Annotated in this window: 2 protein-coding genes; one reads left to right on the forward strand and one right to left on the reverse strand. The window is 38.2% G+C overall.

Annotated elements, in window-relative coordinates; translation table 11 throughout:
- Positions 1–694: 694 nt before the first annotated feature.
- Positions 695–1,579: a DUF808 domain-containing protein gene (locus ACFSR6_RS17555; protein WP_379081240.1), complete on the forward strand. Its 885-nt coding sequence runs from the start codon at positions 695–697 to the stop codon at positions 1,577–1,579.
- A gap of 53 nt (positions 1,580–1,632) precedes the next feature.
- Here ACFSR6_RS17555 and ACFSR6_RS17560 read toward each other — a convergent pair.
- The coding region (locus ACFSR6_RS17560) for a hypothetical protein (protein ID WP_379081243.1) at positions 1,633–1,947 on the reverse strand (315 nt) is incomplete at its 5' end.

Here is a 1,947-nt window from a genome sequence, read left to right on the forward strand (position 1 = left end):
AAGCCCACCAGAGCCGATGGTACTGCGGTAACACGTGGGAGAGTAGGTCGGTGCCAGATCTTAAAAGAGACCCTTTATCAGAAATGATGAAGGGTCTTCTTGTTTTAGGGGTGTTTTGAGTGGAAAGACTAAAGCGGAAAGACTAAAGCTTAAAGTCCAAAGCAGAAAGATGAAAGCGTAACTTTAGTCTTTTTCCTTCAAGCAGGTTTTAAACCATTAAGGAGTTAAGAAGGTTAAGGCAGTTAAATTGCTTGATTAAAGGAAGTACCTTAATCCTTAATAATAAGATAATAGAAATTCGGTGGCATCAGGCCCCTCAATAATAGCCCTGATGGCAGCGGAAATCCCTTTTGGGAACAGAGGGTTACTTGTACCGGCAATGTTCCCCAAAAGGATTGCAGCGTACAGCAGGACGGAACCCTACCCAAAAGAACTGGAAATTGCGCTCCGGAAAAATATAGTACTTATAATGTTATAGCCCTTTCTGACATTAACAACCCTTTTTCGCTTTAAAAACTACAAAAAATATTTGGTTCTTTTTCCAACAGTTTTAGTTTATCCATGTTATAATGCGTGTAAATATTACTTACTTTGACGGAATTTGCTCAGATATTATTCAATAAAAATGTATAAGATTTAATATCATCTAAATCTGAAAAGGAATTGATATTTTGCAACAATAATAAATTTAGATATGGCTTCGGGTTTTTTTGCAATTTTAGATGATATAGGTACCTTGATGGACGATGTTGCTGTAACAGCAAAGCTGGCGGCTAAGAAAACTGCTGGTATTTTAGGAGATGACTTGGCAGTAAATGCAGAAAAATCAACAGGTTTCCTTTCTTCTAGAGAGCTGCCTGTATTATGGGCGATCACGAAAGGTTCTTTAGTAAATAAGATTATCATTGTTCCAATTGCCTTGCTGCTCAATGTTTTTTTTCCGCTTGCTATTAAAATAATCCTGGTATTGGGTGGCTTGTACTTGGCTTACGAAGGTGTTGAAAAGGTAGTCGAATATTTTTTCCATAGTGCTAAGCCCTCACATGTTGAAGCAAAAGAAGTGATCCAAGAAGGAGAGGCAGCAGAAAAGGCAAAAATTAGATCTGCTATCACAACCGATTTCATACTGTCGATAGAGATTGTTATTATAGCGCTAGGCAGTGTTTTGGAGGAAAAGCTGGCAATCCAGATTATTACTGTTTCGGTTATTGCATTATTGGCAACAATTGGTGTCTACGGTATTGTCGCGCTTATCGTGAGGATGGATGATGCCGGCTACCGTTTAGTGAAAGCCGCTAACGAAAAAGGTATTTTTTCAGCGATCGGAAAGATCTTGGTTAAATCGCTGCCTGTGATCATCAAAATTTTAAGCATTGTGGGAACCGTTGCACTGATATTGGTATCAGGAGGAATTTTCGCGCATAACATTGCTTTTCTGCACCATATTTTTCCTGCTTTTCCATCAATACTTAGAGAATTTGTTTTTGGGTTACTGGCTGGATTAGTTTTAGTAGGATTGATAACTTTAGGTAAAAACTTATTGTCTTTATTAAAGGTTAATAATAAAAAGAGTCATTAAGCTATTCGCAATTTTTATGATATGTGTATATAGGTAGCTTTTATGTTTTTTCATTAAAGCGGTTTTAGTGCTACTATGTAAGTGGTTTCCCGTTTTTCATTACAATTCCTGGCCAGGCTTTGGGTTTTCCATTTCAATCGCTTGCCCGTACAGGGGTGGGCTTGCCTGAGGAAACCTGATAGGTTTGAACAGCTAAAAAGCTTGCTAAAACAGCGGGGAGTTCCAATTGTTTTGCATGGAGTAATATTATTTCCTGCTGTAAACCATAGGTTTACCGAATTCTGTTCAATATTTTGATTCAAAGTCTTTGCAGGGGTGATAATTTTTTCTACCTTTGCAACCCGCTTCGGAAGGAAGGGGGTCTGGGT

Origin of the sequence: Pedobacter vanadiisoli (assembly GCF_042684385.1) — a bacterium.
Lineage (GTDB): Bacteria > Bacteroidota > Bacteroidia > Sphingobacteriales > Sphingobacteriaceae > Pedobacter > Pedobacter vanadiisoli.

Excerpts from the sequence above, each read along its gene's own strand:
- ACFSR6_RS17555 (WP_379081240.1), top strand. The coding sequence starts at position 695 with ATGGCTTCGGGTTTTTTTGCAATTTTAGATGATATAGGTACCTTGATG.